This is a genomic window from Kribbella sp., from assembly GCF_035655035.1.
Lineage (GTDB): Bacteria > Actinomycetota > Actinomycetes > Propionibacteriales > Kribbellaceae > Kribbella.
Genome location: NZ_DASRVN010000364.1, coordinates 1 through 21,315, shown reverse-complemented (window position 1 = coordinate 21,315; position 21,315 = coordinate 1). Strand labels below are relative to the sequence as shown.

General features: G+C 69.9%; 22 protein-coding genes and 1 pseudogene. 11 read left to right on the top strand and 12 right to left on the bottom strand.

Features of this window, described 5'->3' with window-relative positions:
* The 3 genes and pseudogenes from VFF46_RS20265 to VFF46_RS20255 all read left to right on the top strand — a co-directional run.
* Positions 1-606: pseudogene (locus VFF46_RS20265) on the top strand (oxidoreductase); the annotation flags it as partial.
* A 5-nt stretch (positions 607-611) separates the two neighbouring features.
* Positions 612-1,109 carry an FMN-binding protein gene (locus tag VFF46_RS20260; protein WP_325038730.1) on the top strand — a complete coding sequence of 166 codons (498 nt, stop codon included), beginning with the start codon at positions 612-614 and terminating at the stop codon, positions 1,107-1,109.
* Positions 1,106-1,900 (top strand): FAD:protein FMN transferase, encoded by a 795-nt coding sequence (locus VFF46_RS20255; RefSeq protein ID WP_325038728.1) that lies wholly within the window; start codon positions 1,106-1,108, stop codon positions 1,898-1,900. Before VFF46_RS20260 ends, VFF46_RS20255 begins: the two co-directional genes overlap by 4 nt.
* On the opposite strand, the gene VFF46_RS20250 is transcribed toward VFF46_RS20255, so the two are convergent.
* Positions 1,822-2,397 (bottom strand): TetR/AcrR family transcriptional regulator, encoded by a 576-nt coding sequence (locus VFF46_RS20250; protein WP_325038727.1) that lies wholly within the window; start codon positions 2,395-2,397, stop codon positions 1,822-1,824. The two genes, VFF46_RS20255 and VFF46_RS20250, sit on opposite strands and share 79 nt — an antisense overlap.
* Before the next feature lie 75 nt (positions 2,398-2,472).
* Here VFF46_RS20250 and VFF46_RS20245 point away from each other — a divergent pair, with 75 nt between their 5' ends.
* Positions 2,473-2,898, top strand: coding sequence for a DoxX family protein (locus VFF46_RS20245; RefSeq protein ID WP_325038726.1), 426 nt, complete (start codon positions 2,473-2,475; stop codon positions 2,896-2,898).
* On the opposite strand, the gene VFF46_RS20240 is transcribed toward VFF46_RS20245, so the two are convergent.
* The 3 genes from VFF46_RS20240 to VFF46_RS20230 are packed head-to-tail and all read right to left on the bottom strand — an operon-like array spanning position 2,824 to position 5,953.
* Positions 2,824-3,657 carry a carbohydrate ABC transporter permease gene (locus VFF46_RS20240; RefSeq protein WP_325038731.1) on the bottom strand — a complete coding sequence of 278 codons (834 nt, stop codon included), beginning with the start codon at positions 3,655-3,657 and terminating at the stop codon, positions 2,824-2,826. The two genes, VFF46_RS20245 and VFF46_RS20240, sit on opposite strands and share 75 nt — an antisense overlap.
* 2 nt (positions 3,658-3,659) lie before the next feature.
* Positions 3,660-4,589: a sugar ABC transporter permease gene (locus VFF46_RS20235; protein WP_325038725.1), complete on the bottom strand. Its 930-nt coding sequence runs from the start codon at positions 4,587-4,589 to the stop codon at positions 3,660-3,662.
* Entirely contained in the window at positions 4,586-5,953 is a 1,368-nt protein-coding gene (locus tag VFF46_RS20230) for an extracellular solute-binding protein (RefSeq protein WP_325038724.1), read from the bottom strand. Before VFF46_RS20230 ends, VFF46_RS20235 begins: the two co-directional genes overlap by 4 nt.
* Positions 5,954-6,212: 259 nt before the next feature.
* On the opposite strand from VFF46_RS20230, the gene VFF46_RS20225 reads away from it, so the two are divergent.
* Positions 6,213-8,570 carry a glycoside hydrolase family 3 N-terminal domain-containing protein gene (locus tag VFF46_RS20225; protein ID WP_325038723.1) on the top strand — a complete coding sequence of 786 codons (2,358 nt, stop codon included), beginning with the start codon at positions 6,213-6,215 and terminating at the stop codon, positions 8,568-8,570.
* A gap of 5 nt (positions 8,571-8,575) precedes the next feature.
* A complete protein-coding gene (locus VFF46_RS20220; RefSeq protein WP_325038722.1) occupies positions 8,576-9,631 on the top strand; it encodes a LacI family DNA-binding transcriptional regulator in 1,056 nt (351 codons plus the stop codon).
* Here the strand turns inward: VFF46_RS20220 and VFF46_RS20215 are convergent, their stop codons facing one another.
* Genes VFF46_RS20215 through VFF46_RS20205 form a run of 3 tightly spaced genes read right to left on the bottom strand, consistent with a single transcriptional unit; the run spans position 9,632 to position 12,259 of the window.
* Positions 9,632-10,297, bottom strand: coding sequence for a hypothetical protein (locus tag VFF46_RS20215; RefSeq protein WP_325038721.1), 666 nt, complete (start codon positions 10,295-10,297; stop codon positions 9,632-9,634).
* A complete protein-coding gene (locus tag VFF46_RS20210; RefSeq protein WP_325038720.1) occupies positions 10,294-11,103 on the bottom strand; it encodes an ATP-binding cassette domain-containing protein in 810 nt (269 codons plus the stop codon). The genes VFF46_RS20215 and VFF46_RS20210 overlap by 4 nt, the downstream gene beginning before the upstream one ends.
* Positions 11,015-12,259: an MFS transporter gene (locus VFF46_RS20205; protein ID WP_325038719.1), complete on the bottom strand. Its 1,245-nt coding sequence runs from the start codon at positions 12,257-12,259 to the stop codon at positions 11,015-11,017. The genes VFF46_RS20210 and VFF46_RS20205 overlap by 89 nt, the downstream gene beginning before the upstream one ends.
* Before the next feature lie 59 nt (positions 12,260-12,318).
* Between VFF46_RS20205 and VFF46_RS20200 the strand changes: the two genes are divergently transcribed.
* Positions 12,319-13,290, top strand: coding sequence for an ArsR/SmtB family transcription factor (locus VFF46_RS20200; protein ID WP_325038718.1), 972 nt, complete (start codon positions 12,319-12,321; stop codon positions 13,288-13,290).
* A gap of 19 nt (positions 13,291-13,309) precedes the next feature.
* Here VFF46_RS20200 and VFF46_RS20195 read toward each other — a convergent pair whose 3' ends face one another.
* Positions 13,310-15,724 carry a glycoside hydrolase family 3 protein gene (locus tag VFF46_RS20195; protein ID WP_325038717.1) on the bottom strand — a complete coding sequence of 805 codons (2,415 nt, stop codon included), beginning with the start codon at positions 15,722-15,724 and terminating at the stop codon, positions 13,310-13,312.
* Between the two features lie 46 nt (positions 15,725-15,770).
* On the opposite strand from VFF46_RS20195, the gene VFF46_RS20190 reads away from it, so the two are divergent.
* The 4 genes from VFF46_RS20190 (at position 15,771) to VFF46_RS20175 (ending at position 18,205) form a co-directional block, all read left to right on the top strand.
* A complete protein-coding gene (locus VFF46_RS20190; RefSeq protein WP_325038716.1) occupies positions 15,771-16,355 on the top strand; it encodes a TetR/AcrR family transcriptional regulator in 585 nt (194 codons plus the stop codon).
* 198 nt (positions 16,356-16,553) lie between these two features.
* Positions 16,554-17,237 carry a type II CAAX endopeptidase family protein gene (locus VFF46_RS20185; RefSeq protein WP_325038715.1) on the top strand — a complete coding sequence of 228 codons (684 nt, stop codon included), beginning with the start codon at positions 16,554-16,556 and terminating at the stop codon, positions 17,235-17,237.
* A gap of 60 nt (positions 17,238-17,297) precedes the next feature.
* Positions 17,298-17,636, top strand: a complete 339-nt coding sequence (locus VFF46_RS20180; RefSeq protein ID WP_325038714.1) for a hypothetical protein — start codon at positions 17,298-17,300, stop codon at positions 17,634-17,636.
* A 41-nt stretch (positions 17,637-17,677) separates the two neighbouring features.
* Positions 17,678-18,205: a GNAT family N-acetyltransferase gene (locus VFF46_RS20175; RefSeq protein ID WP_325038713.1), complete on the top strand. Its 528-nt coding sequence runs from the start codon at positions 17,678-17,680 to the stop codon at positions 18,203-18,205.
* 4 nt (positions 18,206-18,209) lie between these two features.
* Here VFF46_RS20175 and VFF46_RS20170 read toward each other — a convergent pair whose 3' ends face one another.
* The 4 genes from VFF46_RS20170 to VFF46_RS20155 form a co-directional block, all read right to left on the bottom strand.
* Entirely contained in the window at positions 18,210-18,941 is a 732-nt protein-coding gene (locus VFF46_RS20170) for an amidohydrolase family protein (RefSeq protein ID WP_325038712.1), read from the bottom strand.
* Positions 18,935-19,663, bottom strand: coding sequence for a hypothetical protein (locus VFF46_RS20165; protein ID WP_325038711.1), 729 nt, complete (start codon positions 19,661-19,663; stop codon positions 18,935-18,937). The genes VFF46_RS20170 and VFF46_RS20165 overlap by 7 nt, the downstream gene beginning before the upstream one ends.
* Positions 19,660-20,886, bottom strand: a complete 1,227-nt coding sequence (locus VFF46_RS20160) for a DegT/DnrJ/EryC1/StrS family aminotransferase (RefSeq protein ID WP_325038710.1) — start codon at positions 20,884-20,886, stop codon at positions 19,660-19,662. Before VFF46_RS20160 ends, VFF46_RS20165 begins: the two co-directional genes overlap by 4 nt.
* 119 nt (positions 20,887-21,005) lie before the next feature.
* A partial coding sequence (locus VFF46_RS20155; RefSeq protein ID WP_325038709.1) for a helix-turn-helix domain-containing protein occupies positions 21,006-21,315 on the bottom strand: 310 nt, incomplete at its 5' end.

Below are 21,315 nucleotides of genomic sequence, written 5' to 3'. Positions count from 1 at the left end.
GCCGAGGCCGGCCAGTTCTTCTCGTGGCGCTTCCTCGGCCGCCCCGGCTGGACGCGCGCGAACCCGTACTCGTTGTCGGCCGCCCCCGACGGCCGCGGCCTGCGGATCACCGTGCAGGACGCCGGCGACGGCAGCGCCGCCCTCAGGTCGGTCAGACCTGGTACGCGCGTACTCGTCGAGGGACCGTACGGCCGGATGAGCCCACGCGCCCGGACGCAGCGGAAGATCGCGCTGATCGGAGCCGGCGTCGGCGTCACTCCGCTGCGGGCGCTCGCCGAGGGCCTCGACTACGCGCCGGGCGACGCGGTGCTCGTCCAGCGGTACACCGACCAGCCGCTGTTCCACGACGAGTTCCAGACCCTGTGGCGCGACCGCGGACTGTCCCTGCTGACGCTGCCGGGCGCGCGGCGGCGGCCGGATTCGTGGTTCGGCGCCGGAGTCCCGGAGTACGACGACCTGCACATGCTGCTGCACTGGATCCCGGACATCGCCGAGCGCGACGTGTACCTGTGCGGCCCCGAGGCGTGGACGGACCTGGTCCGCGCCACCCTCACAGCCGCCGGCCTGCCGGCCGAGCGGCTCCATCTCGAGACCTTCAAGTGGTGACCGCCGTGAAACGCATCGTGCTCTGGCTCCTCGGTACCGTCTCGGCGGTCGTCCTGATGTTCGCCTACCACACGTCCACCTCCGGCCCCGAGGCGGCCGTAGGCCCGACCATCGGTGGCGGCACCAACGAATCGCCGGCAACCACCCCGACCGCGCCACCCGCATCGACGACCCCCACGACGCCGGCTACGCCGTCGACCCCGGCCCCGTCCAGTACGCCGACGTCGAAGTCCGCGACGGTCACCGGCAGTGTCGCGCAGACGCAGTGGGGTCCGGTCCAGGTCCAGCTCACCGAGCAGGCCGGCAAGATCACCGCGGTCAGCGTGCTGCAGTATCCGAACGGGAACCACCGCGACGCCGAGATCAACAGCTACGCGCTCCCGGTCCTCATCAACGAGACCGTCCAGGCCCAGAGCGCGCAGATCGACATGGTCAGTGGCGCGACGGTCACCAGCGGTGGCTACATCCAATCGCTCCAAAGCGCTTTGGACCAAGGCAAATGAAGCGGTACGTCGAGCACGTGATGGGGATGCCGATCAGCCTCGCGCTGCGCGGCCGGCACACCGACGACGACCGCGCGGTCCGGGCGTGGTCCGAGGTGCTCGACGTACTGCGGACCGCCGACCGGGTCTTCAGCACCTACCGCGGCGACTCTTACGTGTCGAAGCTGAACCGCGGCGCGCTGGCGATCGCGGACTGCCCGCCCGAGGTCGCGGAGGTGCTGGCCCTCGGCGAGCAGGCGCGGATCGAGTCCGGCGGCGCGTTCGACGTACGGCGGAACGCCCGGCTCGACCCGAGCGGCGTGGTGAAGGGCTGGGCGGTGGAACGCGCCGCGCGGAAGCTCGACCGGCTGCCGGCCACCGACTACTGCCTGGGCGCCGGTGGCGACCTGACCTGCCGGGTGTCCGGGCCGAACGTCGAGCCGTGGCGGATCGGGATCGAGGACCCGTTCGCGCCGGACCAGCTCGCGGCGGTGGTACCGATCCGGAACGGCGCCATCGCCACCTCCGGGTTGCACCGGCGGGGTCACCACATCACCGACGCCCGGACCGGGGTGACGCCGAGCGTGCTGGCGTCGGTCACCGTCGTGTACCGGTCGCTCACCCAGGCCGACATCGACGCGACCGCGGCGTTCGCCCTCGGAGCGAACGGGCTGGAGTGGTTGCGGGCGCGGCCGGAGCGGTCCGGGCTGGTGATCCTGGCGGACGGGACGCGTCAGGTCTTCGGAGAGAGCACGCGGGCGACGACGTCGGACACCATCCGTCGCGGAACGGGGCGGTGGGCAACGAAATGACGGTAGAAGAACGGGCTGGTCAGCAGGTCCGTGGTCAGCTCCGGATCGGTGTCGGGCGGTAGCTCGCCGCGTTCGCGTCCACGGCGGAGCACGATCAGAAGAGGCTCGCGGCGGCGTTTCGTCAGGTCCTGGTGGAGCTTCGAGAGCGCCGGATCGCGTTCGGCGGCGTCGATGAAGGCGGCGAGCAGGCGCGGGAACGGCGTCCGTTCGAGGAGCGTGACGAACGCGGTCAGGATCTCGGTGACGTCCTTGGTGACCGAGCCGGTGTCGGGCGTGGGGAGCGGGCGGTACGTCGCGTCCATCGCGTCGACCAGCAGCTCGCTCGTGGTCGGCCAGCGGCGGTAAAGCGTCGCCTTGCTGGCGCCGGCCCGCCGGGCGACCGCCTCCATCGTGAACCCGGCCAGCCCGGACTCGCCGAGCACCGCGAGCGCGGCCTCGAGCATCCGCTGCCGCGCACCGTCGCCGCGCGAAACCGGCCTGACCTTCCCAGCTGCCATTGATCCTCCTCCATCGGCACGCTATCGTACCGTTAGCCGAAGAGTACGGGACCGTTTCGATAGCCGGTGAGTCGGATGCGAAGAACCTATTGGGCAACGACCGCGATCGTCGTGGGGGAGTGTGCCGTCGGCGGCACCATGGACCTGTTCCGGATGGCGCCGTTCTACCCGATGCTGATCGACCTCGGGTATCCGGGCTACCTGTCGCCGATCCTCGGCGGCGCCAAGCTCGCCGCCGCGGTGGTCATCGCCGTACCGGGGCTGCCGCGACTGAAGGAGTGGGCGTACGCCGGGGTCCTGATCAACATGCTCGGCGCCGCCGCCTCGAACGGGGCCGCCCACCAGTACTCCGGGATGGTCGCCCCCACCGCGTTCGCCGTACTGGCGCTGGCGTCATGGGCGACCAGACCCCGAAGCAGGAAGCTCTTACCGGCTGAAGCCCGCAGTGAGGCCGCTGAGGAGTTGGCGGCGGCTTACGGCGTACAGGAGCACGATCGGTAGCGTGGTGAGGACGACGGAGGCGAGCACTGCCGGTACGTTCACGCTGTACTGGCCCTGGAACGTCCACAGCGCCAGCGGAAGCGTGCGCTTGTCGGGGCTCTGGGTGAGGATCAGTGGCAGCAGGAACCCGTTCCAGACGCCGAGGCCGTTGTAGATGCTGACGGTCACCAGTGCAGGCCGGGTGAGCGGCAGCGCGAGCTTGCGCATCATGCCCCACTCGGACGCCCCGTCGACCCGCATCGACTCGAAGAGCTCCTTGGGTACGTCGCGGATGAAGTTCGCGAGCACCAGCACCGACAACGGGATCGCGAACGCGATCGACGGCAGGATCAAGGCCAGCAGACTGTCGTACAGGCGCATCCGGATGATCAGCAGGTACACCGGGATGATCGTCGCCTGCAGCGGGATCGCCAGCCCCATCAGGAACAGGCCGTTGACCCCGGCGAGGAACCTGCTGCCGGCTCCGCGGATGATCGCGTACGCCGCCATGAACGAGATCGCGACCGCCGGGATGATCGTGCCCGCGGTGACGATCACGCTGTTCAGGAAGTACCGCGGGAAGTCGGACTGGATCACCAGTTGGTAGTTGTTCGCGGTCGGCGCGGACGGCAGCGCGAACGGGTTCTGGGTGAAGTACGCGCTCTGGTCCTTGAAGCTGGTGACCACGATCCAGTACAGCGGGATCAGTACGATCGCCAGCCAGATCCAGCCGGCCAGTCCGCCGAACCAGTTCAGCTGCAGGAGTTTCCGGACTCGCATCGTCACGCCCCTTCCTGCTGGCTGGCCGTCGTACTGCCGCCGAGCTTGCGCAGCAGCAGGGCGAGGGCGAGGCCGAGGAGCACGATCAGCGCGGCGATCACGCTGGCCGGACCCATCTGGTTGGACATGAAGCCGCGCTTGTACATGTCGAGCGCGAGCACCCGGGTGGCGTCGCCGGGGCCGCCCGCGGTGAGGACGAAGATCAGGTCGAAGAACGTCAGCGAGCCGACCACCATCAGCGTCGACGAAGTGATGATCGTGTACTTCAGCTGCGGCACCGTGATGCTGAAGAACTGCCGGACCCGGCCGGCGCCGTCGATCGAGGCGGCCTCGTACATCGTGGTCGGGATCTGCCGGACACCGCCCTGGTAGATCAGCGAGTGGAACGGGATGAACTGCCAGGACACGATGAAGATCACCACGCCGATCGCCAGGTTGCTCTTGCCGAGCCAGTCCTGGGTGAGGAACCCGATCTTCAGGCCGGCGCCGAGCCCGAAGTTCGGGTCGAGCAGCGCCTTGTAGGTGATCGCGATCGCGGCCGAGCTGAGCAGCAGCGGGATGAAGTACAGCACCGCGAGGAACGCGCGGTACCGCTGCCGGCCGGCCAGGAACGTCCCGAGCAGCAGGCTCATCGGCGTCTGCACGGCCCAGGACAGGATCATGATCTCGAAGGTCACCAGGATGCTGTGCGGCAGCTGCGAGTCGGTCAGCACGGACTTCCAGTTGGACAGCCCGGCGGCGTGGATCGCGCCGAGCCCGTCCCACTGGGTGAAGCTCAGCACGAGGACGCCGATCAGCGGGATGACGCCGAACACCACGAACAGCAGCAGCGCGGGCAGCACCATCCAGGCGACCGAACCGCTCCGCCCTGCGCCGGACGTCGGACGGTGTTCGGTCGTCGCCGGCGCGACGGGCGGAGCGGTAACAGTCACTGGCCGATCACCGCGTTCATGTTCGTCGCGAACTGCTGCGGGGAGATGGACAGCTGGAACAGCTTGGCGATGTTGTCGAGGAGCGTCTCGGCCTGCGACGGGCTGAGCGCCTGGTCCCAGGACTGGGCGAAGTTCTTCGCGCCCGACGCGGTGTCGTAGACGAAGTTCAGCCACTCGGAGTCGAACTTGTCGGTGATCGAGGACAGCTTGTCCTTCGAGCTCTTCGCGACCGCGATGTTGCCGGACTTCACCCAGTCCGACACCGACGCGTCGTCGAGGGTGTAGTTGGCGAGGAACTTCTTCGCGGTGGCCTTGTCGGCGTCGCTGGCCTTCGAGGAGATCGACAGGTACTGACCCGGGTTGCCGACGGTGTCGCTCGGGTCGCCCTTGCCGCCGTCGACCGGTGGGAAGTTCATGTAGCCGAGGTGCCCGCCGGTGACGAAGTCGCCGCCGGACGACTTCATGTTGCCGTACGTCCAGGCGCCGTGCAGCATCATCGCGGCCTTGCCGGTGAACAGCAGCGCCTGGTCGGCGTTCGAGTCCGCGGTGATCGAGGAGAAGCCCTTGATGAAGCCGTTCGCCTTGATCAGCTTCTGCATCTCCTCCAGGGCCTTGATCGCGGACGGGTCGGACCAGCCGTCCTTCTTGCCGTCGTAGATGTTCTGGAAGACCTCCTTGCCGCCGATCCGGTCGAACAGGAACTCCAGCCACATCATGTTCGTCCAGCGGGACTGTCCGCCGAGCGAGAACGGCGCGATGCCCTTGGCGTTGAACTTCGGCACCAGGTCCAGGATCTCGCCCCAGGTCTTCGGGGGCTGGGCGCCGATCTTGTCGAACGCGCGCTTGTCGTAGAACAGCACGATCGGGGTCACGGTCTCGACCGGCATCGCGTAGGCCTTGCCGTTCACGGTCGCGGCGCCGAACGCGGACGGGAAGATCGATTCCTTCAGCTTCGCGTTCTGGCTGAAGAAATCGGTCAGGTCCTCGACCTGGTTGGCCTGCACGTAGCTCTTCAGGCCGCCGCCGCCCCAGCCCCAGATCAGCGTCGGGCCCTGGCCGGCGCCGATCGCGGTCTTGATCTTCTGCTTGAACGCGTCGTTCTGGAACTCGGTGGTCTTGAGCTTGGTACTCGAGTTCGCGTCGTTGAACCGTTTGACCTGTGCCTCGCGGATGGCCTGCTGCGGCTGTCCGGTGAGGAACCAGTACGTCGCACCGCTGCCGGCTCCACCACCGCCACCGGCGCCCGTGGTGGAACCGGGCGTGCTGGTCGGGCCGGAGCTACCGCAGGCCGCGAGGCCGGCTGCCAGCGCGCCACCGCCGACCAGGCCGAGGAACGTACGCCGGGATGTCGTGTTCGGATCCACAGTGATCTCCGTACTCCGTGCTGCCCCCACAGGTTGCGGAAGCACCTGCCGATATGACTTGTTTTCGAAACATAGATTTCGGAGATTGTGCTGTCAAGACTTGAACTAAGGACTTTTCGGGGTCACAGTGAGGTCACGCAATCGCCTGGTCAGACAGCAGATTCACAGATTCGGGGCCGGTTGCCGGGGAGGCCGGGAGAGCATCGAAAAGGTTTCGATAATTGCTCACCGAAACGAATGTTGATCAAGGGAGATTTTCTTGTCCATCGCGACCGAGCGGCCCTGGGCCGACCCGTCCCTGCCCGCCGCCGAGCGGGCCGGGCTGCTGCTGGCGGCGATGACGCTGGAGGAGAAGGTCGCGCAGCTCGGCAGCCGCTGGGTGGGCAACGACATGGCCGACCACGAGCTCCCCGCGGACGAGACGATCAACGTCGCGCCGCTGGAGGACGTGTTCTCCACGGGCGCCTCGCTCTCGCTCGCGGACGCGAGCCGGGACGGTCTCGGGCAGCTCACCCGGGTCTGGGGCAGCTACCCGCAGTCGGTGGAGCAGGGCGTCGCGGAGGTGGTCCGCCAGCACGAGATCGTCCTGAAGGGCTCCCGGCTCGGCGTACCGGCGCTGGTGCACGAGGAGTGCCTGACCGGGTTCACGACGTACGGCGCGACCGTGTACCCGGCGTCGATCGCGTGGGGCGCGACGTTCGACCCGGCTCTGGTCGAGCGGATGGCCGCCGCGATCGGGCGGGACATGGCCGCGGCCGGCGTCCACCAGGGGTTGTCGCCGGTGCTCGACGTGGTCCGCGACTACCGGTGGGGCCGGGTCGAGGAGACGATGGGCGAAGACCCTTACCTGGTAGGGATCCTGGGCTCGGCGTACGTCCGCGGGTTGCAGAGTGCGGGTGTGCTCGCGACGCTGAAACACTTCGCCGGGTACTCCGCCTCGCGGGCCGGCCGGAACCACGGGCCGGTGTCGATGGGGCGCCGCGAACTGCTGGACATCATCCTGCCGACCTTTGAGACCGCGATCGCGACCGCCGGCGCCGGGTCGGTGATGAGCTCGTACGCCGACCTCGACGGACTGCCCGCGAGCGCCGACCCGTGGTTGTTCACCGACGTACTGCGGGACGACTGGTGGTTCGAGGGCACCGTCGTGTCGGACTACTGGGCGGTGCCGTTCCTGGCGTCGATGCACCGCGTCGCGGCCGACGACGCGGCGGCGGGTGCACTGGCGCTGACGGCCGGTACGGATGTGGAACTGCCGGACACCGTTGGGTACGGCGGGCTCGTGGCGAAGGTCCGCTCGGGTGAGCTCCCCGAGGCGCTCGTCGACCGGGCAGCCCGCCGAGTCCTCCTCCAGAAAGCGCAACTTGGCCTCCTGGACGCCGACTGGACCCCAGAGGACTCGGTGAGTGCCCAAGGACTGAACCTCAACTCGGAACAGAACAGGGCCATTGCCGCCGAGCTGGCCGAGAAATCGATCGTGCTCCTCGACGCGGGCACAGTCCTCCCGCTGAACCACCAGGCGAAGGTCGCAGTGATCGGACCCTGTGCCGACGACCCGCGGACGTTGATGGGGTGCTACGCGTTCCCGAATCACGTGCTGCCGCGGTACCCGGAGCGTGGTCTGGGGATCGAGGTCGGTACGCCGTTGGGTGCCTTGCGCAACGAGTTGGGGGAGGTGCCGTACGCCCAGGGGTGCGCCGTGACGGGGAACGATCGCTCCGGGTTCGAGCAGGCTGTTGCGTTGACGCAGGACTGTGATGTGGCGGTTGCGTTCGTTGGTGACCTGTCCGGTTTGTTCGGGCACGGGACGTCGGGGGAGGGGTGCGACGCGGAGGACCTGAGGTTGCCCGGAGTGCAGGGGGAGCTGGTGAATGCGCTGCTGGATACCGGGAAGCCTGTGGTGCTGGTCGTGGTGTCGGGGCGGCCATATGCGCTGGGGGAGTACGCGGATCGGGTCGCGGCGTTGGTGCAGGCGTTCATCCCGGGGCAGGAAGGTGCGGCGGCGATCGCGGGGGTGCTGAGCGGGCGGATCGTGCCGAGCGGGAAGTTGCCGGTGCAGCTCCCGCGGCATGTCGGTGGCCAGCCCGGTACGTACCTGCAGCCCGCGCTGGGCAGTGTGGAGAGCGCGGGGATCAGCGGGCTCGAGACGCGGCCGTTGTACCCGTTCGGGTACGGCGCGTCGTACACGACGTTCAGCGTCGGCGACCTGCGGCTGAGCAGCGACGAGATCGGCAGCGACGGCGAGTTCACCGCGACCGTGCGGGTGCGGAACACCGGCTACCGGGCGGGTGACGAGGTCGTGCAGCTGTACCTGCGGGACGTCGTCGCCCAGGTCGCGCGGCCGTTGAAGCTGCTGACCGGGTTCGCGCGGGTGTCGCTCGAACCCGGAGCGGCGGCCGAGATGACGTTCCGCGTGCACGCCGATCGCACGGCGTACACGGGTCCGGACCTGCGGCGGATCGTGGAGCCCGGGGAGTTCGACGTGATGGTGGGCACGTCGGCGCTGGACCTGCCGTGTCGTGCGATGCTGCGGATCACCGGGGATGTGAGGGTGGTGGGGCACGACCGGGTCCTGACGACGCCGGTGTCGGTCAGCCATGATCCTGGAGGAGGGTGACGAGCATGTCGCAGTTGAAGGGGCGGGTCACCCTGGCCACCGTGGCCGGATCGGCCGGTGTCTCGATCGCCACGGTCTCCAAGGTGCTGAACGGACGCAGCGACGTCTCGCCGGCCACCCGCGCCCGGGTCCAGGAGGTCCTGGAGAGGCACGGGTACGTCGGACGCCGCCCGGAGCCGGTGCAGCGCGCCACGGTCGAGCTGTTCTACCAGGGCGTCGTGAACGCGTACTCGGTCGAGGTGATCCAGGGCGTGGTCGAGGCGGGCCAGGCGGCCGGCGTCGACGTGGTGCTGAACTCCCGGCCGAAGCACCCGCCGTCCGGCGGCGCCGCCCCGGGCCGGACCGCGAGCTGGATCCGGCAGCTGATCGCGAACGGCCGCCGGGCCGCGATCGGACTCACCAGCTCACTCGCCGAGGCCGACCTGGCGGCGCTGTCGCGGGCCCGGCTGCCGATGGTCGTGATCGACCCCGCGAACACCCCGGAGCCGGACGTGACCAGCGTCGGCTCGACGAACTTCGCCGGCGGGATGGCCGCCACCCAGCACCTGCTCTCGCTCGGCCACCGCCGGATCGCGTACATCGGCGGCCCCCCGACGTCGCGCTGCAACCAGGCCCGGATGAGCGGCTACCGGAACGCGATGGAGTCGGTCGGCGCCGGCATCCCGCCGGACTACGTCTGGCTGAGCGACTTCCTGTACGACGACGGCGTGGCCGCCGGGTCCGCGATGCTCGACCTGCCGGACCGCCCGACCGCGATCTTCGCCGGCAGCGACGAGGTGGCGCTAGGCGTCCTGGAGGCGGCCCGGGCGCGCGGCCTGCGGGTGCCGGAGGACCTGAGCGTGGTCGGCTTCGACGACACCGAGGTCGCCCGGCTCGCGTCGCCGCCGCTCACCACGGTCCGGCAGCCGCTGCGCGAGATGGGCGCGGTCGCGCTCCGGACCGCGCTGCAGTTGGCGGCCGGGGAGCCGGTCGCGTCCCACCACGTCGAGCTCGCGACCTCCCTGATCGTCCGCGGCTCGGCCGCCCAGCTCGGCCTGTCGTCGTCAAGGGCGGCCTCCTGATCATTCCTTCCGGTCGGAGACGGTTCTCGCGATCAGGACGGCGGCGACCAGGACGGCCAGGCAGAGGACGGCGAGCAGGGTTGTCGGTGCGGCGTTCGTGGCGGCGGGTTTCTCGTCGGACAGGACCTTCATCAGCGCGCTGACCGGCGAGATCCGGCGTACCAGCATCAGCAGGATCAGGGTCGCCGCGGCCAGCATCGCAATCCCGATCCGGCGGATCAGCAGCCGCGAGCACAGCACGCCGATCGCGATCCCGATCATCCCGGACGCCACCATCGCGAGCGCCCCGACGAGTACGTCGCCGACGGTCGCGTGGTGATCGCCGGTGACCAGCGGGCAGATCAGCCCGAACAGCACCAGCGGTACGCACCACGTGACCACCACCGCGATCGTGATCGCGAGCGCGCGCAGCGAGCTGCCGACCGTGACCAGCGTGATCTTCCGCTGCGTCGGGTCCTCGTGGTTGACGATCGCGACCGTCATCCAGGTCGAGCAGACGAGCATCACCAGCACGCCGAACGCGTACGACGACTGCAGCGGCCCGTTGTCGGACGCCGTACCGACCGCGAGCGCGCCGAAGAAGATCAGCATCGGCGGGAGGTACCGCTGGGAGAGCAGGACGCTGTGCATCAGGTACCGGTACAGGGCCGTCATCTGGGCCGTCATCGCAGCCGCCGTACGGTCGTGACCGACCAGCCGTGGTTCAACGCGGTCAGCAACGCCGCGTCGTGGCGGCCCGTCGGCAGGGTCAGCGTGACGTGCCCGTCTTGCCGCCGTACGTCGAGAACGTCGGGGTACTGCGTCCAGTCGATGTCCGTGCCCGGAACCAGCAGCAGCTCGGTGATGCTGAGCTGCTCCGACGTGGTGGTCAGCCGGCCGTGGTGGAGCTCGCAGACGCGGGTCGCGGTCGTGCGGACCGTCTCGGCTGAGTGCTCGGTGAACGCGACGGCCGCGCCCTGCTCGGCGGTCTCGGTGAGCAGCTCGCGCAGGGTGCTGTGCGCGGTGGCGTCGAGACCAGCCCATGGCTCGTCGAGCACCAGCAGTTGCGGTGGGACGAGCAGGGCCTGCGCCAGCGCGACCTTCTGCGCGTTGCCCTTCGACAGCTTGCGCATCGGGGTGTCCGCGCCACCGGAGAGCGCGAGGCGGTCCAGCAGTTCGTGCGAGCGGTCGTGCGCGGTCCGGGTGTTCAGTCCGCGGATCCGGCCCAGGTGGGTCAGGTACGCCGACGCGGACAGGCGGTCGTGCGACGCGAACACGTCCGGTACGTAGCCGACGACGTGCGCATCCCGCTCGACCGATCCCGTGGACGGCTGCGACAGGCCGACCATCAGCCGCAGTACGGTCGATTTCCCGGAGCCGTTGGCGCCGATCAGCGCAACCAGTTCACCCGCGTTCAGGTGCAGGTCGACGTCGGTCAGGATCTCCCTCCGGCCGTACCGCTTGGAGACCCTCCGCAGTCGCACCGCTTCCATACAGCGAGCTTAATGTGCGGGTCAGGGCAACCGAGACCAGCAGCGAGGCCGCTGCGCAGAGCGTCATCGCCGGCGCGGGCGAGGTCAGATCGGCCAGTGCGCCGGCGAGGATCGCGACCACGCCGAACGTGGTCATCCGGAGCGCGGACTCCAGCCCGAGCACCTGCCCGCGGAGCTCGGCCGGGGTGAGATCGACGAGCAGTTCCTGCTGGGCGAGCGAAGCGGAGTACCCGCTGCTGCCGATCGCGACCAGTACGCAGAGCACCGCGATCGGCAGGCCGAACGCGAACCCGAGGAACGGTACGGCGAGCACGATCCGCAGCCACTGCCCGGCGATCCGGCGGCCGTTCCGGGTGAGGAACCGGCCGACGACGAGGTCACCCGTCATCATCCCGGCCGCACCGGCAGCGAGCAGCCAGCCCGCGCGCGTACCGGCGTACGGGACGAACAGCGCCTCGCACCCGACGATCAGGCCGTTCGGGATCGCGAGCGCGACGAACAACGGGCGGGTACGGCGGTTCGCGAGCAGCGCGCGGTTGCCGCGCCAGGTCTCCGCGAGCCCGGTCCGCGCGACCCGGCGCGGCGGGCGGTCCCGGAGCCCGAAACGGTTGACCCCGACGGCGACCGCGGAGAAGCCGGTCGCCAGCCACAGGACCGTCGACGGGCTGAGGGTCTGCAGCAGGATGCCGGCGATCCCGAAGCCGGCGATCTGCATCGCGCCGACCGACAGGTTGATCGCCGACCGGCCGAGCACGAACTGCCGTTCGTCGACCACCTCACTCAACAGACCCCAGCGCGCCCCGGAGCCGATCGACAACCCGTAGGCGAGCGCGAGCGCCAGTACCAGCCGGGCTCCCGGCGGCAGGTCGAAGGCGGCCTGGGCCGCGACCTCGACGGTGGCGAGCACGCTCAGCAGCGTGATGACCTGCCGGGGCCGCGCGGTGTCCGCCGCCGACATCAACGTGGACAGCCCGAGGACCTGGGCCAGCGACGGGCCGAACATGATCATCGCGGACAGCAACGCCGACCCGGTCGCGGTGTCGACCATCAGCGCGAGCGTCAGGCTGGTCATCGTCGCGGACGCGTTGCTCAGCGCGCTCCCGATCCACAGGTTGCGGAACTCGGCATTGGCGAAGATCGCCCGGTAGGTACCCATGGTGAGCAGGATCGACGGCCCGCCCGTCGCCGCCTACAGTTTCGGGTGGAGGCGAAACGTTGTCCGAATTCCTGGTCGATGCCGACACCCTCGCGAATGCGCGGTTCGGTACGTCGCAGCTCACCGAGACGGTGGCCGCGCTGAAGCTGCTGCGCGCTCCGGTCGAGCCGTGGTTCCGGCCGTGGAAGGACGCGCACCTGGCGGCGTATCAGTCGGTCCTCGACGCGAACCCGGTGTGGAGGGCGCTGCTGGAGAGCGCGTTCGGGGTGAGCTGGGCGGCCGACTTCCTCACCGTGCCGCCGCTCGAGCCGGACCTCACCCTCGAGGCGGAGCTCTCGTACCTCACGTCGCTGGACGACGACCGCATCCGCGCGGACCTCAGCGTCGTACGGACACCGTTGCCGGCCGTCATCCGCGAGACGTCCGGGCTGTCCGAGGCGGCGGCGGACCTGTTGCGGTGGGTGTGGACGGAGACGGTCGAGCCGGAGTGGCCGCGGCGGTTGCGGGTCCTGCAGGCCGACGTCGTGTCGCGGACGGCACGGCTCAGCGAACAAGGGTGGTCCGGCGTACTGCGCGGGCTCGGGCCGGACGTGCGCTGGCTCGGCGACGGGCGGATCCAGGTGAACCGCTGGGACTACCCGCCGACCGACGTCCGCGGGCGGGACCTGATGTTCATCGCTGCGCACACGCAGCGCGTCAACGTCAGCTGGCGGCTACCGGACCGGTTCGCGCTGACGTACCCGGTGACCGGGATCTTCGCGCCGTCCGAGTCTCCGGACGAGCCGCTGGTGCAGCTGCTCGGCCGTAATCGTGCGCTGATCCTCGCCGAGGCGGCCGCGCCGGTGAGTACGACGTTGCTCGCGGCAACGACTGGGTTGTCGCTGGCAACGATCTCCGACCACCTGCGGGTGCTGACCGACGCTGGTCTGCTGGAACGCCGGCGGTCCGGGCGTTCGGTGCTGTACTGGCAGTCCGATACCGGCCGCCGCGTCGTACGACGGCCGGCATCGAACCCTCCCGAGCCCCGTTGAAGCTCGTGCAGCCGGGCAGCTAACGAACCTGCAGCTCCGTGGAGAGCGGCAGGTCCGAAACCGACGAGCCGGCTCGGATCGTGAAGGCACCGGGCTCGGTGGACCATTGTGCCTCGTTGCCGGACACAGCCCAGTGCTCGAAGGTGTGCTGGTGCAGGTGGATCGTGATCTCGCGGGCCTGCCCGGCGTCCAGCCGGACGACGGCGAATCCGGCCAGCCAGCGCACCGGGCGGTCGATCGCGCTGTCCGGGCGCTCGACGTACACCTGGACGACCTGCTTGCCGGCCCGGTCGCCAGTGTTGCGGACCGTGAGCGCGACCGACGACGGGTCGTTGGCGCGCAGGTCCGACAGCTCCCACGTGGTGTACCCGAGACCGTGGCCGAACTCGTACGCCGGCTCGGTGCCCGCCTTCAGCCAGGCGCGGTACCCGATGTGGATGCCCTCGTCGTACCGCACGACGCCGTTCTCCGGCGTGACGTCGATGACCGGTACGTCGGCCTGCTCGCGCGGCCAGGTGGTGGGGAGACGGCCGCCCGGCTCGGTGCGGCCGAGGAGCACGTCGGCGAGCGCGTCGCCGTACTCCTGACCACCGAAGTACGTCGCCAGCACCGCTGCCACGTTGTTCCGCCAGGGGAGGAGGACGGGGGAGCCCGCGTTGACGACCACGACCGTACGGGGGTTCGCGGCCGCGACGGCACGGACCAGGTCGTCCTGGCGGCCGGGCAGCGCGAGGCTGGTCCGGTCGTACCCTTCGGACTCGACCTTCGAATTGGTGCCGACGACAACGAGTGCGACGTCGGCGTCGCGGGCCGCGGCGACCGCCTCGTCGATCAGGGCTTGCGGGTCGTCGTCGGCGGGCTCGACGCCGACCGTGATGCTCAGCGCGTTGCTCAGACCGCCTTCCACCTTGGGCAGATCGAGCTCGACGCGTACGTCGACCGGTTGGCCGGCGGTCACGTCCAGCGGGGTGGAGATCGACGGCGGGGAGAGCAGCGCGGCGCCGAGGTCGTTGCCGACCGGTACGGCGGTGTCCTCGCGAAGAAGCTTGCCGTCGGCAAAGATCCGGCCGTGGCCGACCGACGCGAAGCCGAGCCGCACCGCGCCGGACTCGGCCGGGGTCCAGGTGGTCCGGAACTCGAAGACCGCGGACTCGCCGATCGGGGCGTTTCCACCCAGGTACACGAGCGCGCTGGAGAACCGGTCCTCGGCGAACAATTCCGCACCGTCCGCCCCCAGGAACCGCACCCGAGCACCGTGCTCGCCGTTCTCCGGGTTGGTCATGGTGCCGAGCGGGAGATCCGCGACCCCTTCCTGGACGACCGCACCGATCGAGTAACTGACCTCGACCCCCGGTAGCGCCGCCCGCAGCCCGTCAAGCGGCGACACAACCTTCTTCGGGATCACGGTCGCGCTACCGCCACCCTGAGTACGAGCCTCCCGAGCGTTGTGCCCGATCACCGCGACCTTCTGCACGTTCTCCCAGGGGAGAGCACCTTCGTTGCGGAGCAGGACGGTCCCTTCGGCTGCTGCCGTTCGCGCGAAGGCTACGCCGTCGACCTGCGGTACGTCGGTTGGCTTGCCGGTGCCTTCCAGCGCTCCGACGCGCGCCGCGAGGGCGAGGATCCGTCGTACCTTGCGGTCGATCGCGTCTTCTTTGACCTCGCCGGAGCGGACGGCCGCGAGCAGCGCGTCGCCCCAGGCGCCGATCGGGCCGGGCATCGCCAGGTCCTGGGAGTGCTTGGCGCTCTCGATGCTGCGGACCGCGGTCCAGTCGCTGACGACCACGCCGTCGAAGCCCCAGTCGGTGTTCAGCGGCGTCTCGAGCAGCTCGTTCTCCGAGGCGGTCGCGCCGTTGATCGAGTTGTAGGCGCTCATCACCAGCCACGCCTTCGACTCCGTGACGGCCTTCTCGAACGCGAGCAGGTACACCTCGCGGAGGGTGCGCTCGTCGACCTCGACGTTCGCGGTGAAGCGGTCGGTCTCGAAGTCGTTCGCCACGTAGTGCTTCGGGGTGGCGCCGACGCCGAGCTCCTGGACACCCGCGACGTACGCCGCGGCCAGGTCCGCGGTCAGCACCGGGTCCTCGCTGAACGCCTCGAAGTGCCGGCCGCCGAGTGGGGAGCGGTGCAGGTTGATCGTCGGGCCGAGCACGACATCGACGTTCTTCCGGCGGGCCTCCAGCGCGGACACCACGCCGTACCGGTGTGCGATGCCGACGTCCCACGACGAGGACAGCGCGGTCGCGGACGGGAGGTTCAGCGACGGGTCGCGCTCGTCCCAGACCGGGCCGCGGACGCCGCTCGGGCCGTCGGACAGCACCATCGAGCGAAGGCCGATCGACGGCAGCGCGTGGGTGGACCAGAAGTCCTGGCCGGTGAGGATCCGGACCTTCTCCTCCAGGGAGAGCCGGCCGAGCAGGTCGTCGAAGTTCATGCCGCCGATGCTACGACCGAAAACCGAGTGATGCTAGGTTTTGAAGATGGCTAGTTCCCGGGGTCCGTACGCCAAAGGGGTCGCGAAGCGTGCCGAGATCCTGCGGGCCGCGCTCGAGGTGATCGCGCGCCACGGGTACCGGAAGACGTCGACCCGCGAACTGGCGGCCGCCGCCGGGCTCAGCGAGGCCGGGATGCTGCACTACTTCGGCTCCAAGGAGAAGCTCTTCGAGGAGGTACTCCGGGCCCGCGACGAGGCCGACGCCGCCCGCTTCGCCGACGAGAACCCGGTCGACGGCCTGCAGGCGGTCATCCGGCACAACACCACGGTCCCCGGCCTCGTCGAGCTCTACTCCACCTTCTCCGCCGAAGCCGGCGACCCGGACCACACCTCGCACCAGTTCTTCGTCAACCGCTACGCCACCCTCCGCACCCGCCTGGCCGACGCCATCCGCACCCGCCAGTCCGAAGGCACCCTCACCCCCGACGCCGACCCCGACACCATCGCCACCCTGCTGATAGCGCTCTCCGACGGCCTCCAGGTCCAGTCCCAGTACGACCTGACCACAGACCCCGCCGACGCCTTCCACCACCTCCTGCAACTACTCGCCGCACCTGCGCGAGATAGTTGATCCATGACGAAGTCCGCCGAACCACCCACTCCGCCAGCGGACCAAACCACCCCACCCGCGCCTGCGGCGCACCCCGCGCCCGCGGGCGGGTCCGGTGATGGAGCGTCCGCCGCCGACACCACGGCTGCCGGCGTCAGCCGGCGGGTGATTGGGCGGGAGATTTGGTTGGTGCTAGCTCTGTCCCTCGGAGCATCTGGGGTGGCGGCGGTTATCTCGTTCGCGGGGGTGTTGACGTCCGGGAAGCCGTTGGGTGGGCAGACGGCGGTGATCGTGGGGTCTCGGGCGCCGGGGCGGCCGTGGCTGGATCTGGCGTGGCAGGTGTTCGCGGTGGTAACGGCGCTGGTGCCGGTCGTGCTGGTCGGGCATCTGCTGGCGCGGGGCCGGGAGTCCTTGCGGACGATCGGCTTCGACCTGCAGCAGCGGTGGCGGGATCTCGGCCGCGGTACGGCGATCGCGGCAGTGATCGGGGGAGCGGGACTACTCTTCTACATCGGTGCACACGCGGCCGGCGTGAACCTGACCGTCGACCCCTCCCAGCTCCCGGACTACTGGTGGCGGATCCCGATCCTGTTCGCCGTCTCCGCGCAGAACGCCGTACTCGAGGAAGTCATCGTGCTCGGCTACCTCAACCACCGCCTCGACCAGCTCGGCTGGTCCGTCCGCCGCGCCACCGCGACCAGCGCCCTGCTGCGCGGCTCGTACCACCTCTACCAGGGCCTCGGCGGCTTCGCCGGCAACGTGATCATGGGCGTGATCTTCACCTACCTGTACCGCCGCTGGGGCCGCGTGATGCCGCTGGTCGTCGCCCACACCCTGATCGACACCACCGCGCTGATCGGCGCGACGTACCTGCTCGGCAAGGTCTCCTGGCTGCCGAGCTGATTTGGGCAGCTGTAAAGACTGACGCGTAACCGATCCACCCCCTGACGGGTTGTTGGAGACGTGACAGTCAACGGGGAAATCGCAAGTCCGCCAGAAATCGACGCCGGGCTGGCCGCCGCCGCGCTCGCGGTGTTCGGGCACCGGCACGAAGTTGTCCACCTGCTGTACGCCGCCACCGACGAGCCGGACGCGCTCACCCGGATCGGCGGCCTGCTGAAGGTCGACGAGGCGACCATCGCACGCGTCCTGGACCAGCCGCTGCGCTGGATGCTTCCGCAGTTCCGCGCCGAACTGGAGACGATCGCGGCCACGCCCGGTCCCACTCCGGCCGGCAGCGCCGCCGCGGCTGCTCCGGAGGGTACGCCGGCCAACCTGGAGAAGGCGGCCGTCGCCAAGTAACCGGCCGTACGTCGAACCGCTCCATCGCCTAGGTTGGAGCGGTGTACACGTATGGGCGGGACATCCTGGAGATCGCGGACGAACTGACGACGGCGTACGTCGAGGTGTTCACGGCACCGCCGTTCGAGCGCCGGGACCCCGAGGACACCCGGGCCGCGTTCCGGAAACGCCTGGAGGGCGACGCGGAGCGGGACGGGTTCCAGGCCTGGATCGAGCGGTCCGCGGACGGGCGGATCGCCGGGTTCCTGACCGGGTGGACGACGCCGGCGCCGTTCCGCACGGACCGGTCGTACGGCAGCGTGCTGGACCGGATCGGCGCGGAGCAGGTCGAGGACCTGCTGATCGGCGCGTTCGAGGTGGACGAACTCGGCGTACTCCAGCACGCCCGCGGCACCGGCCTGGCCCGCCGCCTGCTGGAGTCCGCGACCAAGGCCAACACCCGCGCCTGGCTCCTGGCCTGGAACCAGAACCACGACGCCATCGCCTTCTACCGCCACCTGGGCTGGCAGGAACCCGAAACCCGCGGCCCAGAACACGACATCCTGGTCTTCGTGAACCGCACCGCCTAGCAGCTCAGAGGCCGAACAGGGCCTGGGCGTTGGTGTGGGTGATGGCGGCTTGTTCGGCAGGGGTTAGGTCGGCTGCTTCCAGGGCGCCGAGGGCTACGGATGGGTCTATGAGGGTGGCGTCGGTGCCGAACATCATCCGGTCGTGGCCGATCCGATCCAGGATCCAGCGGATCCGGTTCGCCTCGGGGGCGGACCAACACGGCTCGAACCAGATCCGGTCGGACCGGTCGGCGGCCTCGGGGACGCGCGGCCAGCCGTTCGCGCCCATGTGACCGGCGAGCACCCGCGCGCCCGGCACACGCGCCGCGACGTCGGCGAGGTCCACGACGGTGTCACCCCAGGTGTGTACGAGCGTCGGCAGGCCGTACTCCGTGGTGAGCTCGATCGCGGCCTGCATCGGCGCCGTACTGATCGGGGTCCGGCTGTACTCGCTGTGGATCTTCGCGCCGACCCACCGCGTCCGGCCGTCGCCGGCGAGCAGTTCGTCGAGGTCCTTGCGGGCCTCCTCCAGCCGCCGCGGGTCGACCACGATCATGCCGCGCAGCCGTGGGTCCGCCGGGAGCTGGGCGGCGAGCGACCGGTTGCCGAGCGGCGCGTCGTACACGATCGCCTCGATCGCGGAGACCAGCTGCAGGTCGATGCCGAACCGGTCCAGGCCGTCGATGTTCACGTCGATGCTCGCGACGTCCATCGAGAAGAACCACGGGCCCCAGTGGGCGTGGACGTCGATCAGCATGCGGGCTCCAGGAGGGTCTCGAGGCTGCGGCTGCCGGCTTGGGCGATCTCGTCCGCGCCGAGCTTCGAGGTGAGCAACCGGCGTACGACGGACCGGGTCTCGTGGAACGGCGTCCGGGCCCCGAACACGAGCCGCTCCGCGCCGACCTCGGCGGCCACGATCTCCAGCGAGTCCGGCCCGGTCAGCATCCGCGTCGACGTGTGGAACCCGGGCTCGGAGCGGGCCAGCAGGACGAAGTCGCCGAGGTAGTAGAAGTGCGTGTCGAGGAACACCACCCGGGCACCGAGCCCGCGCAGCGCCGGTCCGACCTTCCGGACGTCGCCCTCGGTGAAGATCGTCAGCCCCGCGTCCGCGAGCAGCCGGGCGACGTGCTCGAACGCCGGGTACCCGGGCTCGACGCTCTGCGCCGTCGGTGCCAGCCGGACCGCCCGCGGCGGCGTCTCGCTCGCGAGCAGCCGCTCCAGCTCCTTCTCGGCGCCGAGCGGGTCGCGCAGGTCGAGCACCGGGCAGGCCGTCCACCCGTTGCCTGCGGCAACTTGTGCGGCCTCGGCGTTGCCGGACGGGACGTCGAAGTGCACGGCCCGCAGCGCCGCCACCACGCCGCCGGAGATCCCGCTGTCCGCGAGCACCTTCACGATGGTCTCGGGCTGCCCCCAGCGCCCGGTCGTCACGTCGTGCCCGACCAGGATGTCGCAGTCGAGCAGCCGGGGTGTCTCACTCATGTGGGCTCCAGAGCAGTGTGGACCTTGTGGACGGCGGCGGCGATGTCGTCGACGTCGGCGTCGGTGTAGTTCTCGTTCCAGGGCAGGACGAGAAGGGTACGGCCGATCAGTTCCTCGGCGTTCGGGCACAGGCCGGGCGGGTACTCGACGTCCTGCAGCGGGAACCCGGAGCTCCCGTACGTGATCCGCTCACGGACGGCGGGTGCGGCGTACAGCGGGCTGGTCAGGTAGCCGCCGTTCGCCGGGATGCCCTCGGCGGTCAGCGCGGCGGCCCATTCGCGCAGGTCACCGGCCGCCTCGGAGATGATCAGCGGGTACTGCCAGTACACATGGTCGCCGCCGTCGGGTGGGGCCGTGACGCCGGGCAGGTCCCCGATCGCGGCGGTCAGCCGGGCGGCCGCCGTACGGCGATCCTTGACGACGCCGCGGAGCTTGGTGAGCTGGGCGCGGGTCACCGACGCGACCAGCTCGGTCATCCGGTAGTTGAGCGCCAGGAACAGGTACGTGCGTTCGTCGGTGTCGCGCGGCCAGCCCTTGTCGGCGAACAGCCGCATCCGGCGCGCGTGCTGCGCGTCGTCGGTGACGGTGAGTCCGCCGTCGCCGGCGCTGATGTGCTTGGTCTGCTGGAGGCTGAAGCACCCGATGTGCCCGATCCGGCCGACGTACGTGTCGCCGACCGGCGCGAGGTACGCCTGCGCGCAGTCCTCGATCAGCAGCATCCCGTGCCGGTCGCAGAGCTCGCGCAGTTCGCGGACCGCGGCCGGCTTGCCGAACAGGTGGACGACGATCACCGCCTTCGTCCGCGGCGTGATCGCGGCCTCGACCGTCTCCGGCGTGAGATTCCCGGTGATCGGGTCCACGTCGGCGAACACCGGTACGGCGTTCTGCATCATGATCGGGAACACCGTGCCCATGTCGCTGATCGGCGTGGTGATGATCTCGTCGCCCGGATCCGGGTTCACCGCCGCCACCGCCAGGTGCAACGCCGCCGTACCGGAGCTGCAGGCCACCGCGTACCCGGCGCCGAGCAGCGAGGCGAACTCCAGCTCCAGCGCCGGCACCTCGGCACCCCAGGTGCCCGACAGCATCCCGCTGCGCAGCACCCGCTCGACCGCCTTCACCTCGTCGTCGCCGAAGCGCCGCCCACTGGCGTCCATCGTCGACGGCAGCGGCCCGGTACGCACCGGCGTACCACCGTCACGGGCCAGCTGATTGTTGTCCATCGGGGCAATCCTCCGTCATTTCCTGAAGTATTGCTTGCGGCAATGGCAGTCGGACGACCGAATTACGGTCATGGCTGAAATTAGCCGGACGTACGGAGGTGCGTCAACCGCCGGAACTGTCAGAGATGTACGCGGTAGACCACCAGCGGGCGGCCGCTGCCGGTGCCGAGCTGGGTGCCGGTGGCATCCGCGAGGCCGGCCCGTTCGAGGCGGTTCAGGACCCGGCGGGCGGTCCGCGGCTGGATGCCTAGGTGGTCCGCGACCGAGCGGGTGGTGAGGCCGTCGTCGGGCGTGGCGCGGACGAGTTCCTGGAGGCGTTCGAGGGTCGCCTTCGAGAGACCGGCGCGCTGGGCTAGCAGCTGCAGCTTCGAACGTTGCTGTGCGCGGGGCGCGGCGCCGCCGACCAGGACCAGGTCGATGTCGTTGCGC